14 protein-coding genes are annotated in these 14,710 nt (G+C 66.1%); 9 read left to right on the forward strand and 5 right to left on the reverse strand.

The window, feature by feature from the left end; translation table 11 throughout:
• Positions 1-181 precede the first annotated feature (181 nt).
• Positions 182-310: a hypothetical protein gene (locus ACV7JP_RS09605; RefSeq protein WP_457798987.1), complete on the forward strand. Its 129-nt coding sequence runs from the start codon at positions 182-184 to the stop codon at positions 308-310.
• 124 nt (positions 311-434) lie between these two features.
• Positions 435-1,769 carry an FAD-binding oxidoreductase gene (locus ACV7JP_RS09610; RefSeq protein ID WP_457798988.1) on the forward strand — a complete coding sequence of 445 codons (1,335 nt, stop codon included), beginning with the start codon at positions 435-437 and terminating at the stop codon, positions 1,767-1,769.
• Positions 1,770-1,912: 143 nt separating this feature from the next.
• On the opposite strand, the gene ACV7JP_RS09615 is transcribed toward ACV7JP_RS09610, so the two are convergent.
• Complete coding sequence (locus ACV7JP_RS09615) at positions 1,913-2,617, reverse strand: SOS response-associated peptidase (protein ID WP_457798989.1); 705 nt, start codon at positions 2,615-2,617, stop codon at positions 1,913-1,915.
• A gap of 129 nt (positions 2,618-2,746) precedes the next feature.
• On the opposite strand from ACV7JP_RS09615, the gene ACV7JP_RS09620 reads away from it, so the two are divergent.
• A complete protein-coding gene (locus ACV7JP_RS09620; protein WP_457798990.1) occupies positions 2,747-3,232 on the forward strand; it encodes a hypothetical protein in 486 nt (161 codons plus the stop codon).
• Here the strand turns inward: ACV7JP_RS09620 and ACV7JP_RS09625 are convergent.
• Complete coding sequence (locus ACV7JP_RS09625) at positions 3,229-3,981, reverse strand: enoyl-CoA hydratase-related protein (RefSeq protein WP_457798991.1); 753 nt, start codon at positions 3,979-3,981, stop codon at positions 3,229-3,231. The genes ACV7JP_RS09620 and ACV7JP_RS09625 overlap by 4 nt on opposite strands.
• Positions 3,982-4,420: 439 nt before the next feature.
• On the opposite strand from ACV7JP_RS09625, the gene ACV7JP_RS09630 reads away from it, so the two are divergent.
• The 6 genes from ACV7JP_RS09630 (at position 4,421) to ACV7JP_RS09655 (ending at position 10,276) form a co-directional block, all read left to right on the forward strand.
• Positions 4,421-5,104, forward strand: a complete 684-nt coding sequence (locus ACV7JP_RS09630; RefSeq protein ID WP_457798992.1) for a hypothetical protein — start codon at positions 4,421-4,423, stop codon at positions 5,102-5,104.
• A 374-nt stretch (positions 5,105-5,478) separates the two neighbouring features.
• Entirely contained in the window at positions 5,479-6,555 is a 1,077-nt protein-coding gene (locus tag ACV7JP_RS09635; RefSeq protein WP_457798993.1) for a polysaccharide biosynthesis/export family protein, read from the forward strand.
• A 202-nt stretch (positions 6,556-6,757) separates the two neighbouring features.
• A complete protein-coding gene (locus ACV7JP_RS09640; RefSeq protein WP_457798994.1) occupies positions 6,758-7,507 on the forward strand; it encodes a CDP-alcohol phosphatidyltransferase family protein in 750 nt (249 codons plus the stop codon).
• Positions 7,508-7,689: 182 nt separating this feature from the next.
• The gene (hpnA, locus tag ACV7JP_RS09645; RefSeq protein WP_457798995.1) at positions 7,690-8,697 is read left to right on the forward strand and encodes a hopanoid-associated sugar epimerase; all 1,008 of its coding nucleotides are present in this window, start codon (positions 7,690-7,692) and stop codon (positions 8,695-8,697) included.
• A 5-nt stretch (positions 8,698-8,702) separates the two neighbouring features.
• Positions 8,703-8,987 (forward strand): hypothetical protein, encoded by a 285-nt coding sequence (locus ACV7JP_RS09650; protein ID WP_457798996.1) that lies wholly within the window; start codon positions 8,703-8,705, stop codon positions 8,985-8,987.
• A complete protein-coding gene (locus ACV7JP_RS09655) occupies positions 8,978-10,276 on the forward strand; it encodes a glycosyltransferase family 4 protein (protein WP_457798997.1) in 1,299 nt (432 codons plus the stop codon). Before ACV7JP_RS09650 ends, ACV7JP_RS09655 begins: the two co-directional genes overlap by 10 nt.
• 136 nt (positions 10,277-10,412) lie before the next feature.
• On the opposite strand, the gene ACV7JP_RS09660 is transcribed toward ACV7JP_RS09655, so the two are convergent.
• The 3 genes from ACV7JP_RS09660 to ACV7JP_RS09670 are packed head-to-tail and all read right to left on the reverse strand — an operon-like array spanning position 10,413 to position 14,621.
• On the reverse strand, positions 10,413-11,453 hold the full coding sequence (locus tag ACV7JP_RS09660; RefSeq protein WP_457798998.1) for a lipocalin-like domain-containing protein: 1,041 nt from the start codon (positions 11,451-11,453) through the stop codon (positions 10,413-10,415).
• On the reverse strand, positions 11,443-13,908 hold the full coding sequence (locus ACV7JP_RS09665; RefSeq protein ID WP_457798999.1) for an FtsX-like permease family protein: 2,466 nt from the start codon (positions 13,906-13,908) through the stop codon (positions 11,443-11,445). Before ACV7JP_RS09665 ends, ACV7JP_RS09660 begins: the two co-directional genes overlap by 11 nt.
• The gene (locus ACV7JP_RS09670; protein ID WP_457799000.1) at positions 13,905-14,621 is read right to left on the reverse strand and encodes an ABC transporter ATP-binding protein; all 717 of its coding nucleotides are present in this window, start codon (positions 14,619-14,621) and stop codon (positions 13,905-13,907) included. The genes ACV7JP_RS09665 and ACV7JP_RS09670 overlap by 4 nt, the downstream gene beginning before the upstream one ends.
• Positions 14,622-14,710: the final 89 nt, after the last annotated feature.

The raw sequence follows: 14,710 nt of genomic DNA on the forward strand, positions 1-14,710 counted from the left end.
TCCGTTAATTTTTAGGTAATGTTCCTGTGACGAGAATGTCTCAATGGAGGGGAAACGGTTTGATTCGACAGGGCTGAACGGCAAAGCCGGTTGCCGCACGAAAAAAACAGGCATAGGATTTGCTGGATGGTCCGGTGTAGGCGGAAATCGCATGATTTCCAAAACTGGAAGGAGATGGGTCATGATGAATGCGCTAATCGCCGCAGCATTGTGCAGTGTCGTCCTCGCAAGCGCGCCCGCCGCCGCGCGCGCTTACGTCTACGCCCGCAGGAAGGACGCTCGCGCCCATCGCCGCCGTCATCCTTACTGAGGCTTTCGCCGACTAAACGAGGGCGCTTTCTCTGTCTCGGAGTGCTTGGCCTGACGCGCCCGATCTCTGCGATCGCCTGAAGGCGATCGTCGGAGCTTCCGCCGTCATAACCGATGCGGCGGAGATGGGCGCCTATCTGTCCGAACCGCGCGACCTCTATCGCGGCCGCGCCTTATGTATCGTCAAACCCAGGGACGCGGGCGAGGTCGCCCAGGTGCTCGCGCTTTGTAACGAGCGCGGCGCCGCCATTGTTCCTCAGGGCGGCAATACGGGTCTCGTCGGCGGCCAGACGCCGGATTCCTCGGGCCGCCAGATCGTTCTTTCCCTTCAAAGACTCGACCGCATTCGCGATGTCGACCCTTCTTCGGACGCCATGACTCTGGAAGCGGGCGTGACGCTCGCGCGGGCGCAGGAGGCCGCGCTGTCGGTCGACCGCTATTTCCCGCTGTCGCTCGCCTCCGAGGGCAGTTGCACCATTGGCGGCAATCTCGCGACAAACGCCGGCGGCGTGCATGTGCTCGCCTATGGCGCGGCGCGCGATCTCGCGCTGGGCCTCGAGGTCGCGCTCGCGGACGGTCGGCTGCTCTCGACGCTCGGCAAGCTCCGCAAGGACAATACCGGCTACAATCTCACCCAGCTTTTCATCGGCTCGGAAGGCACGCTCGGCGTCATCACCGCGGCGACGCTGAAACTCTTCCCGCGCCCGCGCTCGCGCGCCGTCGCTTTTCTCGGCCTGGACGATCCGGCGCAGGCGTTGGCGCTGCTCAATTTCGCGAAGGCGCATACGGGGCCAGGTTTGCAGGCTTTCGAGCTCGTGCCGCGCATCGGACTCGAATTGGTCTTGCGCCACATTCCCGGCGCCCGCGATCCGCTCGCCGCCCCCCATCCCTGGTATGCGCTCGTGGAGATCGCCGGTTTCGCCGAGGGCGAGGCGGAGCGCGTGGCGAGCGCGGCGCTGTCGCAGGCGATGGACGCCGGCCATGCGCGCGACGCGACGCTCGCCCATTCTCTCGATCAGGCGGAGAGCCTCTGGCGCCTGCGCGAAAGCCTCTCGGAGGCGCAAAAGCGCGAGGGCGGCTCCATCAAGCACGACATCTCGGTGCCCGTCGAGCGCATCCCCGCCTTCATCGCCGAGGCCGGCGCGCGCGTCGCGGCGCGTTTCCCCTCCGTCCGGCCCGTGCCTTTCGGCCATATGGGCGACGGCAATCTGCACTACAACGTGTCGCAGCCCGCCGGCGGCGACAAGGCCGCGTTTCTCGCGCGCTGGGACGAGATGAACGAGATCGTCCACGGCCTCGTGCGCGAATATGGCGGCTCGATATCCGCCGAGCACGGCATCGGCCAGTTGAAGCGAGATCTTCTGGCGCAGGTAAAGGACGCCGTCGCGCTCGACGTCATGCGCGCGCTGAAAAGGGCGCTCGATCCGAAGGGCGCGCTCAATCCCGACAAGCTGCTTTAATCGGTCCGTCCGTCATTGCGACGAGCGAAGCGGCGAAGCAATCCAGCGGCGCCAACAAGGCTCTGGATTGCTTCGCCTTCGGCTCGCAAGGACGAAAGGAGGCGGAACTTCATCGCAAAAGGCTTTGCAGCCTACGCTTCCGATCACCCGAACAGCGTGCGCGCGAGCGGCTCCTGCAATTGCGGCCCGTCGCCCCCCACATTGTTGACGGCGGGGGCGATCTCGAAAAATTCCAGCGCGTCCTCCGTCGCGGGCGTCAGCAGCGCGGCGGCCTCGTCGCCGTCGACCTCGTCGCAATCGAGCCAGGCGGCGAAATCCGCGGGTTCGAGAATTGCGGGCATGCGCTCATGGATGGCGGCCGTCGCGGCATTGGCCGGAGTGGTCAGAATGCAGGCCGTGTCGATCTCCGAGCCGTCGGTTCCCGAATAGGTTTCCCACAGGCCGGCGAGCCCCATAGGGGCGCGGTCGGCGCGGCGGAAAAGATAGGGCCTCCTTTCCATCCTGCGTCCGGCGCCGCCGGATTTCCGCCATTCATAATAGGCGTCGGCGGGGATGAGACAGCGGCGCCGCTTCATGGCGTTGCGGAAGCTCGCTTTTTCCAGGACCGTCTCGGATCTTGCGTTGAAAATTAACGGAAACTCGCGGACATTCTTCGCGAAGCCGGGCAGAAAGCCCCAGCGCGCCAGCATGAAGCGGCGCGCGTCCCCGGCGCCCCGCTCCGCCATGACGATCGCGATGGGCTGCGTCGGCGCGATATTGTAGCGGGGCGGAAAGTTTGGCGTTTCGGGATAGTCGAACAGCCGCCTGATCGCCGCCGGCGCCGAAGTCAGCGCGTAACGTCCGCACATGGGCTTCAATCCCTCCCTAGCATTTTTCGGCTTCCCCGCCCCTTCGGCCCGGCCTACCGCCCTGCTTCCGGCAAGGGTTTGTTATCGGATTCCGTTCAAGCTCGTTTCAAGCGCATCGGTGAGACCCAAATGACGTTGGATGTGCAGCTTATAGAGCCGAGTGAGAAGCGCCAGAAGGCCGTCGAGGAATTGAAGTCGAAGACCCTCGTCAATCCCATCTCGGGGCTCGTCAACGACTATCTGAATCTTTTCAACGAGCTCGTCATGATTCTCGAGCAGATTCCGCAAATGCCGGAGCTGCTCGAGGACCTCTGCGCCTGGCGCCCGGTCAGCTATCAGGAATATTTCCGCAAATCGGCGCTGCCGGGCCGGCGTTCGGCGCTCGCCGCCTATGAACAGTCGAGCCCCGCCTTCCGTCGGCGTTTCGAGACCTTCGTCGCGGAACTCGACGTCATCGCGCTGGCGAGCGTGGCCTCCATCCGCAGACAGTTTCGCGACGGGACCCCGCAGGACATGGACCGCATGGCCGCGACCTGCGCGCGGGCGGGCGAGAAGATGCGCATCATCCTGATCCGCGCCTCGCGTCTGGTCAATTACGCCAATCTGGAAGGCTAGCCCGCCGCCTTGCGGGCGAAGAAGGCCGCGAGCCGCTCGCGCGCGGCGGGGGAGGCGAGCGCCTTGGCGAAGAGCGCGGCCTCCTGGTCGATCCTGGCCAGAATCTCCGCCGGATCGCCGCGCATCAGCCGCCGGGCGGCGCGGAGAGCGGCGGGGGGCTTCGCCGCCAGCCTGGCGGCCGCCTCCATTGTGAGCGCCAGAACCGCGCCGGGCGGCGCGATGGCGTTGACGAGGCCGAAGCCATGCGCCTCCTCGCCCGAAAATCCGTCGCCGAGCAGAAGAAATTGCGAGGCCCGCGCCATTCCCGCCCGGCGGGGAACGAGCAGGCTCGCCCCGGCCTCCGGCACGAGGCCGAGATCGACGAAAGGCATGCGCAGCCGCGCGTCCGGGCTCGCATAGACAAGATCGCAATGAAACAGCATGGTCGTCCCGACGCCCACCGCGTCGCCCGTGACGGCGGCGACCATCGGCTTTTCGAAGGCCGCGACGGTCTTCACGAAGGCCAGCGCGGGAAACTCCTCGGGTCGGTCCAGAAAATCCCGGAAATCGGCAAGATCGTTGCCGGCGGAAAAATCCGCGCCGGCGCCCGCGAACACGACCGCGCGGATCGCGTCGTCGTCGCGCGCCGCGTCGAGCGCCCCGATCATCGCCCGATAGGTCTCGCGGTCGAAGGCGTTTTTCTTTTCAGGCCGGTTGAACAGGAGCCGAAGGACCCCGTTCTCGCGGGCGATCAGGACTTTTTCCGACATTGCTGCAGCCCTCCCGCGAAAATCACGCCCGATATTCTGCGTCGATCGGGCTTTCTACTTCCTCGACTTGTAAAACGCGCTCTTTTTCGCCCCGAATTGCGGTTCGGCTGACGGCGCGGGGCAAGGCCGCGGCTCGCCGCCCATTGTATTATTTGTAAAAATCAGGACTGAAAGTCGACACGCCGCCGGCTCTTGTCTGAATCTCGACAATTCAGGCGAATTTTTTAATATTTGAATATTAATGATTATTTACCGAAGGCCCGGAGCGGGGCGCGCGCCCGCGCGGGCCCCGGGGCTTCTCGCAGGGGGGCGGCGCCCTCCAAAAAAGCATAGAGTAATCTTAGCTTTGACCTTGCCGGCTTTCATTGGGACGGCAAAACGGATAGTTTGTGGGCCGTTGAGCCATCAGCTTTGCGTAGGCGATCACGGCGGCGGGGCAATGCGCGGACTTATCTCATGGCTGTTCGGCGATCCGGCGCAGCGCACGCAGAGTTTCTTGCGCGGCCAGGAGCAGCGCCTCATCCAAGCGCTCGTCGCCCGGCTGCCGGAAAATGTCGAGCCCATACAGCTCTCCTGCCTCGGCGGCGCCGGCGCGGTCGCCGCGGCGGCCGCCCTCGTCGCCGCGCATAGCTGGCCGGGCGCGATCTGGTTTCTGCCGCCGGCCATGGCGGTCAACTGGTTCGGCCTTTCCGTGGACCTGCCGCTCGCCCGCAGCCGCGACGCCGAGGCCGCCGCCGAAGGCATGGCCCATCATCTGGCCGAGCTTTTCTCGCATCTGTCGGTCCTGCTGGCTTACGGCTTCTCGCCCTTTCTGACGATGCGCTCGGCCACGATCGTCGTCGTCTGCTATCTGCTCTTTTCGGCCTATGGCTATATCCGGGCGGCGACCCGCCATGTGGAACAGATGGCCTATATCGGGATCGGAGTGACGGAGTTCCGGATCCTTCTCACGCTCTGGCCCTTCGCCGCCATCCTTCTTGGCGTGCCCGAGAGCCTGGACGACCGCATGCCGCCGATCGACGTGGCGATCATGTCCCTGGCGGGCTTCACCGTTATCGGCCTGATCGCGAAGCTTTTTCTCGACAGCCGAAAAATTACGGCGGCTTCCGGGCCCGAGGAATAATTTTGCCGCAATGCGAGCGCAGCCTTGGCGCGCCGTAGGGGGCGGCCAGGGGCGGCGCATGCGCGTTAAGCCTCAGGCAACCCTCTTTCGGGAATAGGGCTAGGCGTTAATCAACCTTAACAATCAGCTGTGACATAACCGCCACATCGGGAGTCAATTGTGTGGCTTCGGGTTTCGCCTTCGGTCCAATGCGTTGGAAGAACCCGGCGCTGTCTGTTAGGTCTGAGGCTCTCCAGTCTGGAGATCCCGGGGCGTATGGAGCGGCTTTGAGAACTTCTTGCCTCACTCTCTTTAAGTGTATCGCCATCCTGGCGGCCGCCGGCGGGCTTGCCGGCTGCGGGCTGACGCCTTCGAGCGGCCCCTCGCGCGACGAGATGGTGCAAAGCGTTTACTCGCCCCCGCAGGAGGGGGCGGAGCCTTTCGCATGGGTTGAGATCAACGGGCGGTCGCTCGACATCCTCGCCCGCCGCGCGCCGCCGACGCTGCGCGGCTTTTTCGGCGACTACCGGCCTTCGGCGTCGCAGGTCATCGGCGTCGGCGATTCCCTGCAGATCACGGTCTGGGAGGCCGCCGCCGGCGGGCTCTTCTCGGCGAGCGACGTCAACAGCGTCAGCCCGGGCTCGCGTTCGGCCCTGATCCCGGTCCAGACCGTCGGCCGCGACGGCTCGATCACAGTGCCCTATGCCGGCCGCGTTCAGGTCGCGGGTCGCACGCAGCAGCAGGTCGAGGCCGCGATCGTCGAGCGGCTGCGCGGCAAGGCGATCGAGCCGCAGGCCCTGGTGAACGTCGCCAACAATGTCAGCAACACGGTCACCGTGACCGGCGAGGTCGCCAACGGCGCCCGCGTGCCGCTCACCTTGCGCGGCGACCGCGTCCTGGACGTCATCGCCGCGGCGGGCGGCTACCGTTCGCCCGTTCACGAGACCTTCATCAGCATCACGCGCGGCAACCGCACGGCGCGCGCGCCTCTTCAGGCGCTGCTGACCAATCCGAGCGAGAATATTTTCGTCCGCGCGGGCGACATTCTCACGGTCGAGAGCCGGCCCCAGACCTTCACGGTCGCGGGCGCGACCGGCGCCAATGCGGTGATTCCCTTCGACGCGCGCGGCATCACGCTCGAGGAGGCCATCGGCAAATCCGGCGGCCTGAACGACAACCGCGCGGATCCGGACGGCCTGTTCGTGCTGCGATACGAGCCGACGACCCTGGTTCGCGAATTCCCGAACGTGTCGCCGAGCCTGCTGCAATATCAGCACATTCCGGTCGCCTATCATTTGAACATGAAGGACCCGTCGGCGCTTTTCGCAGCGCGGCGATTTGCGGTCCGGGACAAGGACATCATCTACGTGTCCAACGCGCCGCTCGCTGAGATCGGCAAGGTGGTACAGCTCGTGCAAATGGTTTCGCAGCCTGCGGTTCAGGGTTTCGCGGTCTCTCGCATCGGGCGGTGACGCCGGAGCGTGTTGCGGAGCAAAAAATATGTTGCGGCCGAGAGGATAAATTCCTTGACCGCTACTGCTGTAGGGGAGACAATGAGGCGTCGCGTTCCGAACCTATCGTTGCGTTTCGCGCCTCAAAGCTTCGTGAATATTTACATCGCTAGCCGGCGGGATCGTCGGAAGGCTTTTCCAAGCGTTGTTCCAGGAGGGCGTCGTGGTCAACGTCAGAATTAACGATAGTGTTCTCGCGATCGCCGAGCGTGCAGCGCTTGCAGCGCTTGTCCGGCGAATTCCTTCTTTCGTAACGCCTGATCACCTGACCTCGATCGGGCTCGCCGGCGCGCTGCTGACCGCCGCCGGCTTCATCGCATGCTGGGGGTCCAACTGGTTCCTCATCGCCGTCGTCCTCGGCTTGTTTCTCAACTGGTTCGGCGACTCGCTCGACGGCACGCTCGCGCGCTACCGCAAGATCGAGCGGCCCCATTACGGCTATTTCGTCGATCATTCCGCCGATCTGATCGCCCAGACGCTGATCGTCGTCGGGCTGGGCTTCTCCCCATTCTTTACGGTTCCCTCGGCCCTGCTGGTTCTGTCGCTTTATCTGCTGATGAGCTCCTATACCTATCTGCGCGTGGTGACTGAGAGCGTTCATCGCCTCTCCTATGGCGGCATGGGCGCCACGGAATTTCGCATTCTGGTCGCGTCCTGGGCGGTCTTCGCCGCTTGGATGGGCCCGGGAGTCGCCACTGGTCGAATCTTCTCCTTCATCGGTCTCGACGTCATTATCGGCCTTCTGTCCGCCTGCACCTTCTTCGGCTTCGTCTGGATCGTGCGCAACGATCTGAGCCGCCTGCAGCGTGAAGAGCGCGCGGCGCAGAAATCCAAGGCCGCCGAGCCCGCAAGCCGCCAGGATGCGTTGTTCGAGCTTCCGAAGACCGATCTGGCGGAGCAGATTGCGCAATAACTGTTTGTTTTTTCTAAGGCCTTTCCGGGGATTTGCGGGAAGCCCCCGTCTTATTTTCCTTTTTCAGGTCTACGGCGACGCTGGCAAACCTTCGCGGAAATTCTTAAATCGCTTAGACCCGGTAGTTATGATGTTTGCGAAGCGCCCTACCGCTTCCCTACGGAATTCGGCGCCAGCGAGACATGAATAACAAAGACTTCGTGCTGATTACGGGAGCGAGCGGTTTCATCGGGGGAGCGGTCGCCAAACTGCTGCTCGAGAAGGGACATTCCGTTCGAGCCCTGCTCCGCGCATCCAGCCCGCAGGACAACGTCCCCCTCGGTTGCGAACGGGTTCAAGGCGACGTCACCGACGAGGAAAGCGTTCGCGCCGCGATGAAGGGCGTGCGCTGGGTCTATCATCTTGCCGCCAATTACCGCCTTTGGGCGCCTGACCCGGAGCCCATCTTCCGGGTGAACGTTCGGGGCGCGGAGATCGTCATGCGGGAGGCGCTGCGCGCGGGCGTCGAGCGCATCGTGCATACGTCCAGCGTCGCGACGCTCGCCGCCGGAAACGGCTGCGTGTGCACGGAGAGAGATCGTCTTTCCGCCGAGAAGGCGGTCGGCGCCTATAAGCGAAGCAAGATCGTCTCGGAGCGTCTCGTCGAGACGATGACCGAAAGGGAGAGGCTGCCCGCGATCATCGTCTGCCCTTCGGCGCCTTTGGGGCCGGGCGACGTCAAGCCGACGCCGACGGGACGGATCGTCTCCGAAGCCATACGCGGCGCCATGCCGGCCTATGTCGAAACCGGGCTCAATATCGCCCATGTCGAGGATGTCGCCGCGGGCCATCTCGCCGCGATGGCGCAGGGGCAAATCGGCGAGCGTTATATTCTCGGCGGCGAGAACTTGACTTTATGCGATCTGCTGACCGAAATTTCGCGCCTCACGGGCCGCCCCGCGCCCCGATTCAAACTCCCTCCGGGGCCGCTCATGCCTTTGGCCTACGCCAATGAATGGGGCGCGCGCCTGATGGGCTATGAACCTTTTTTGCATTGCGATAGCCTGAAGATGTCCCGCACGCGCATGTTCTTCGACGACCGGAAGGCCCGACGCGAGCTCGGATACGCAACCAGGCCGGCGCGGCTCGCCATCGAGGACGCTGTAGATTGGTTCCGCAACGCTTCCCGAAAGAGCCAGGCGCGCAAATAAGCCGCTTGCGGCCATGGACGCCGATCCTCGTCGTCTCCGTTCTCTTTACGGCGCCCGGCCGGGCGGGGGAGCCGCCGAGCGGCTTCAATTATTGCGCCCCGCCGCTGCGGCCCGCCTGCATCGACGCGGCCGAGCCGCCCGATTCCTGCGAACGCGACGTGCAGGCGTATGTCAAGTCCGTCTTCAAATATCGCGCCTGCCTCGAAAAGGAGAGCGAACGCGCGATTCGCGCGGCGAATGACGCGCTGGAAGCCTGGAAATGCTATACGGGCGAACTCAAATGCCGGTGAGCGACCGCGCCTCGCCCCCGGTCGTCTATGACGTCACCCGCCTCGTCACGCGCGGCCTCAACGCCTCGCCCAACGGAATCGACCGGATCGACTTCGCGCTGGCGCGCCATTTTCTGAGCCGGGGCGCCGTCCCGCTTTCCTGCGCCGCGCTGGGACCGCGTCTGGCCGAGACTCGAAAAGCGCTCGCCGCGATTGACGAAATCGAATCCTTCTGGCGCGAGGACGCCGATGCGGCGCAAGACGAGGTCTATCGGCTCGTCGTCGCCGCGCTGACGGCGCCGGAAAATGCGCGCGCCGACCCGGCCCGGCTCGAACGCAAGCCGGGCTTCGCGCGGATCGAGCGCAATTGGCGGGCGCTGCGCGATTGGGCCTTCCATCTCGGGCGCCCGCTGGGCGAGGTCCCGCAAGGCGCGGTCTATTTCAACGGCACGCAATTCCTGCTCGACCACCCGTGGTATGTGCGTTGGCTCGAAGCGCGCCGCGACGTGAAGCCGGTCGCCTTCGTCTATGATCTGCTTCCTGTGGATCAGCCGCAATTCTTCCAGCCCGTCGAGGCGACGCTGCATCCGCGCCGCAACCGCAACATCTGTCGCCTCGCCGCCGGCGTCGTCGTCAGCGCGCGCGAGGTCGAGACGCGGTTCAAGGCCTTCGCGGCCGAGAATGGCCGCGCCGCAATTCCCGTCTGCGTCGCGAGGCTTCCGGTCTCCTCCGTCTTCGAAGCGGCGGCGGCCGCGCCGCCCGAGCTCTCCGACCTCGATTATTTCGTGGTCTGCGGCACGATCGAGCCGCGCAAGAATCACCTGCTGCTGATGAATGTCTGGCGGGAGCTTGCGGCGAGCGGGCGCGCGCCGAAGCTCGTCGTCGTCGGCAAGCGCGGCTGGCTCAACGAGAATGTGGTGGACATGATGACGCGCTGCCCGGCGCTCGCCGCCCATGTCGTCGAGGCGGCGGGGCTCTCGACGCCGGGCTTGCGCCGCCTCATGGCGGGCGCCCGCGCGCTGCTCATGCCGTCCTTCGGCGAGGGCTTCGGCCTACCGGTCGCGGAGGCGCTGGTCGCGGGCGTCCCGGTGATCGCCTCCGATCTCGACGTCTTCCGGGAAGTCGGCGGCGACGCGCCGGATTATCTTCATCCGCTCGACGGACTCGGCTGGATGCAGGCGATCCGGGATTATGCCGAGCCCGGCTCGCGCCGCCGCGCGGCGGCGCTGGCGCGGATGGCGGAGGCGAGGATCGTCAACGCGCCGGAGGCCTTCTTCGAGACAATTGACCAGTTTCTCACGACGCTCTGACGGCGCGCCCCGTCATTGCGAAGAGGCGAAGCCGACGAAGCAATCCAGAGGCAGTGATGCGGCTCTGGATTGCTTCGCTCCGCTCGCAATGACGGGCGCGCGCATTGTCCCGAAGCGATTAGGCGGAAACCGTTCGTCAATATCCCGTCATCTCCAGATAGCCCTCGCCGTTCTGCGTTCCCGTAAAGGCGATCGGTCCCTCCCAATAGGCGGAAGTCCCGCCGTTCCAGCTTTGCGGATTGAGCGGCGTCGTCTCGATGTCGAGCCCGCGGCTTTTCACCTTCACGCGCCAGCGCGTCGGCGTCTTGTGTTCGCCGATCATGGTCTCGGCCAGCGGTTCGAGCGTGATGTCGTCGCCCGCAAGGAGATGCGTCGCGCCGTCCGCCGCGATCCAGTTTCCGGAGAAATAGTCGCGCGCGCCGCGCAGGCGGAAGAGCATCAGCTTCTCGCCGCTCGCGAGATGCAGCGAGAACCAGTCCCAGCCCTTCTGGTCCGGGGCGAGCGGCTGGCTGCTCCATTCGCGGTCCATCCAGGCGCGGCCCGTCACCTTCGCGTCGCGGCCATGCAGCGACAGCGTCCCGGCGACCGAGAAGAAGGGCTGGCTGTAATAATGCGAGGCCTGCCCCGTCTCCGCCTTGCGGCTGAAGCCTCCTTCGCCCTGCAGGACGAAAGGACCGTTGCGGCTAAGCGTGAGCGCATAGGAGAAGCGTGCGTCGCGCGCGGCGATGCGGGCTTGCGTGAAATCGGGATCGAGCGACTCGAACGACCAGTCGTCGATCCAGGCTTTAAAAGGCGAAGCCTCCGCGCCGGCCTGTCCGACGCCGCCGCGCGACATTGTCTGCGCGAAGAGATGCTCGCTCGCGCTCGTCGCCGCGGCGTGGGCCATCCAAATATTGCGGTCGTTCCAGCCCTCGCTTTTTCCCGCTTCGAGCCCATGGCGGAAGAGCGTCCATTGCACGCCGTAGGACGCGCCGTCGGCGCCGCGCAGATTGGCGGTGAGATACCACCATTCGGTGCGAAAGGAGGGATGTGCGCCATGGTCTTTGGGAAAGACGATGGGCGTTCCCGGCTTGGGCGTCTCGAAGCCCGGCGCCTGCGCGCCGAGGCCGCCAAAGCCTTGCGCCTGCGCGAAGGTTGGCAGCAGCAGGGCGAGCGCCGCGAGGGCCTTACCTTTCATCGGCGAAGACCTTCAGCAATTCGGCGGGCGCGCTACGGGCGAGGCGCAGCGCCGGAATGATGGCGGCGAAAAGCGCCGTGACCAGCGCGACGACGAAGACCTGCGCCCATTGCGCGGGAAACACATGCATCGGTAAGCGCCAGCCGAAGGCGGCGACATTGACGATGGCGACGAGCGCCCAGGTCATGAAGAGTCCGAGCGGAATGGCGAGGAGCGCCGCGCCCGCCGAAAAGAGCAGGACGCGCAGGAGCTCCAGCCCGGCGAGGCGGCGGCGCGCGACGCCCATGGCCCAGACCGGCGCGATATGCGCGAGGCGCAGATTGCTGAGCGTCAGCAGGCTGGCAAAGAGCGCGATCGCCGAGACGAGGAGCGTCAGCGTATTGAGCGCCGCCGTGACGGTGAAGGTGCGCTCGAAAATGTCTTTCGAGATTTTCTTCACGCCGGCGTTGTCGATGAGCCGCGCGATCTTGTGTCCGAAGCGCGCCTGCATCTCCTCCATGAGGCGCGGGACGTCGGCGGCCGCGACGCGCAACGAATAATGCACGCCCGGCGCATCCGGGAAATGTCGCGCGAGGCGCGCGTGATCGAGACGCAACTGGCCGCGCGGATTGCCGTAGTCGGGGAAAACGCCGACGACCTTCACGCGCAATATGTCCTGCGACGCCGGAATGTCGATGAAGGAGCCGAGCCCGACATTGAGACGCCGCGCGAGCTGCTCGCTTACGAGCGCGGCGTCTTCCTCATGCAGCGCGCGCCAGGCGCCGGCGCCGCCTTCGAGCAAGGTGAAATGCGCGGAATAGGTCTCATGCGGGACCATGCCGACGATTTCGACCGGCCAGTCGGAGAGCCGCGTCCGGGCGCGCCATACGGGAAGGACGGCCGAGACGCCCGGCCGGCTTCTCGCCCATTCCTCGATCTCGCGCGCATCGGCGGGCGTCGCGGCCTCGTAATAGATTTCCGCGACGAGCCGCTCGTCGAGCCAGCCGACAAAGGTCCGCCGGAAGCCCTCCACCATGCCGCCGACGCCGATATTCGTGGCGAGCGCCAGCAGCAGCGCCATCAGCGCCAGCGACAGGCCGGCGATCTCCTGCCGTCCGTCGGCGAAGAACCAGCGGGCGAGCGGACGTCGAGCGAGGCGCTCGCCCATGCGCAGCACGGCCTCTAACGCGAGCGGCAGGAAGAGCGCGGCGCCGAGCAAGGCGAGGGCGATGACCATGAAGCCCATGACGAGCCCCTCCGCCAAGCGCCAGGCGAGCGCCGCGCCGATGAGCGCGAGCGCCGCGAGGACGGCCTGCCGGCGCAGATAGCGCCGATGCGCGTCGCGCCAGGCGATGGGCCGCGCGACGGAGAGCACGGGCAGGCGCAGCGTCTTCAGGAGCCCGCTTCCCGCCGCGAGCAGCGCGCCGGCGCCCGCCATGGCGAAACCTGAAAGCCACCAGCGCGCATCGAGCGCGAGGCTGCCCGAAAGCTGCGCGCCATAGAGGCCTTCGAGGCTCGCGGCGACGTCGGGCAGCAACGCCGCCGCGATGAAATAGCCCCCGATAACGCCCAGCCCTCCGGCGATAAACGTGAAGACGACCAGCTCGCAGAAGAGGGCGGCGGAGAGCGCGCGCGCCGAGACTCCGAGCGCTCGCAGCGTGCGCAAGGTGGGCAGCCGCTGCTCGAAAGCGAGGCCGAAGGAAGCGTTGACGATGAAGAAGCCGACGAGAAAGGCCAGCAGGCCGAAGGCGGTGAGATTGAGATGGAAGCTGTCGGCGAGGCGCGAGAGGTCGCTTTCCTCGTCGGGCTCGACGATGCGCAGCGCATCGCCGGCAATGTCGTGAAGCGCCGCCGCGTCGATGCGCGTTTCGCGCGACACGATGAGGCGCGACAGGCGTCCCAGCTTGTCGAGCGCCTTCTGCGCGACGCCGATATCGACGATGATCGCGCCCGGCGGCGCTGCGTCGATCGCATGGATCGGCGGCAGCGCGAAGCCGCGCTCGGTCTTCACGCGCGCGCCTTGTTCGGCGCGAAGCTCGCGCAGGGTCTGCGGCGCGGCGAAGCCGCGGCCTTCGCCGGTGAGAATGTTTTTCGCCTCCTCATTCTCGCGCAGGGGCGCGAGCGTCGTCGCGGCGGGAAGCGTCAGCGGCTCGACGCCGATGAGGCGGATGTTCTTCTCGCCGACGCGCGCGGCGCCTTCCAGCGCCGGAGAAACCTTCACGCCGGCGCGGCGCAGCTTCACGAACAGCTCTTGAGGAAAGAGCCCGCCGCGCGCGGCGACGAGGTTCTGCGCCTCGCCGCCGGAGAAGACGGCGGCCGCGCTGTCATAGCTCTTGCGCGCCTGGGCGTTCAGCGCCTGCACGCCGCTCCACAGCGCCGTGGCGATAGCGAGGCCGATGACGAGCGTCGCGAAATTGGCCGGATGGCGGCGCCAGTGGCTGAGCAAGGCGACAAGCGTGAAAAGCGTCTGCCTCATGACGGCGCCAGCGCGCCCGCGACAAGCCGCTCCCGCCGTTCGAGCCGCGCGGCGAGGCGCGCGCTATGCGTCGCCATGAGGAAGGCGCAGCCGGTCTCGGCGACGAGCTCCAGCGTCAGCGCCATCACCGCGTCGCCGGCCGCTTCGTCCAGATTGCCGGTGGGCTCGTCCGCGAGCAGGAGCTTCGGCCGCACGGCGAGGGCGCGGCCCACGGCGACGCGCTGCTGCTGACCGCCCGAGAGCTGTTCCGGATAGCGCGAGACGAGCGCTTCGAGCCCCAGCCGCCTGGTGAGCCGTTCCTGCCAGTCGGGATCGAAGCGCCCCGCGAGCTGCGCTTGGAAGGCGAGGTTTTCGGCGACGGTGAGGCTCGCAATGAGATTGAACTGCTGGAAGACGACGCCGATGGCCTCGCGCCGCAGCGCCGCGCGCGCATTTTCCGAACGCCGCGCAATATCGGCGCCGTCGAGCCGGATCTCGCCGCTATCGGCGTGGTCCAGCGCGCCGACGAGATGCAGCAGCGTGCTCTTGCCGCTGCCCGATTCGCCCATCAGCGCCAGCGTCTCGCCGGATCGAAGCGAGAGATTGACGCCGCGCAGAACGGGCAAGGGGCCCTGCGGCGTTGCGTAGGATTTGCGCAGATCGACGACGCGCAGCAGCGGATGGGCGAGGGCGTCGGCGGGCGCCTGTCCGGCGCGGACCGAGGGGGCGTTCAAGCGAGGGCCTTCTCATGCGGATGATCGCGGCGCGCATTTGCGCCACGACCTTCATATAGACGACAGGGCCTCGCTTCGCCCGTCGCTTT

The organism is Methylocystis sp. S23 (genome assembly GCF_054106005.1).

Bases quoted from the DNA above. Each gene is read 5' to 3' on its own strand.
- ACV7JP_RS09605 (WP_457798987.1), top strand. From the start codon at position 182: ATGATGAATGCGCTAATCGCCGCAGCATTGTGCAGTGTCGTCCTCGCA.
- ACV7JP_RS09610 (WP_457798988.1), top strand. From the start codon at position 435: ATGGGCGCCTATCTGTCCGAACCGCGCGACCTCTATCGCGGCCGCGCC.
- ACV7JP_RS09615 (WP_457798989.1), bottom strand. From the start codon at position 2,617: ATGTGCGGACGTTACGCGCTGACTTCGGCGCCGGCGGCGATCAGGCGG.
- ACV7JP_RS09620 (WP_457798990.1), top strand. From the start codon at position 2,747: ATGACGTTGGATGTGCAGCTTATAGAGCCGAGTGAGAAGCGCCAGAAG.
- ACV7JP_RS09625 (WP_457798991.1), bottom strand. From the start codon at position 3,981: ATGTCGGAAAAAGTCCTGATCGCCCGCGAGAACGGGGTCCTTCGGCTC.
- ACV7JP_RS09630 (WP_457798992.1), top strand. From the start codon at position 4,421: ATGCGCGGACTTATCTCATGGCTGTTCGGCGATCCGGCGCAGCGCACG.
- ACV7JP_RS09635 (WP_457798993.1), top strand. From the start codon at position 5,479: ATGGTGCAAAGCGTTTACTCGCCCCCGCAGGAGGGGGCGGAGCCTTTC.
- hpnA (WP_457798995.1), top strand. From the start codon at position 7,690: ATGAATAACAAAGACTTCGTGCTGATTACGGGAGCGAGCGGTTTCATC.
- ACV7JP_RS09655 (WP_457798997.1), top strand. From the start codon at position 8,978: ATGCCGGTGAGCGACCGCGCCTCGCCCCCGGTCGTCTATGACGTCACC.
- ACV7JP_RS09660 (WP_457798998.1), bottom strand. From the start codon at position 11,453: ATGAAAGGTAAGGCCCTCGCGGCGCTCGCCCTGCTGCTGCCAACCTTC.
- ACV7JP_RS09665 (WP_457798999.1), bottom strand. From the start codon at position 13,908: ATGAGGCAGACGCTTTTCACGCTTGTCGCCTTGCTCAGCCACTGGCGC.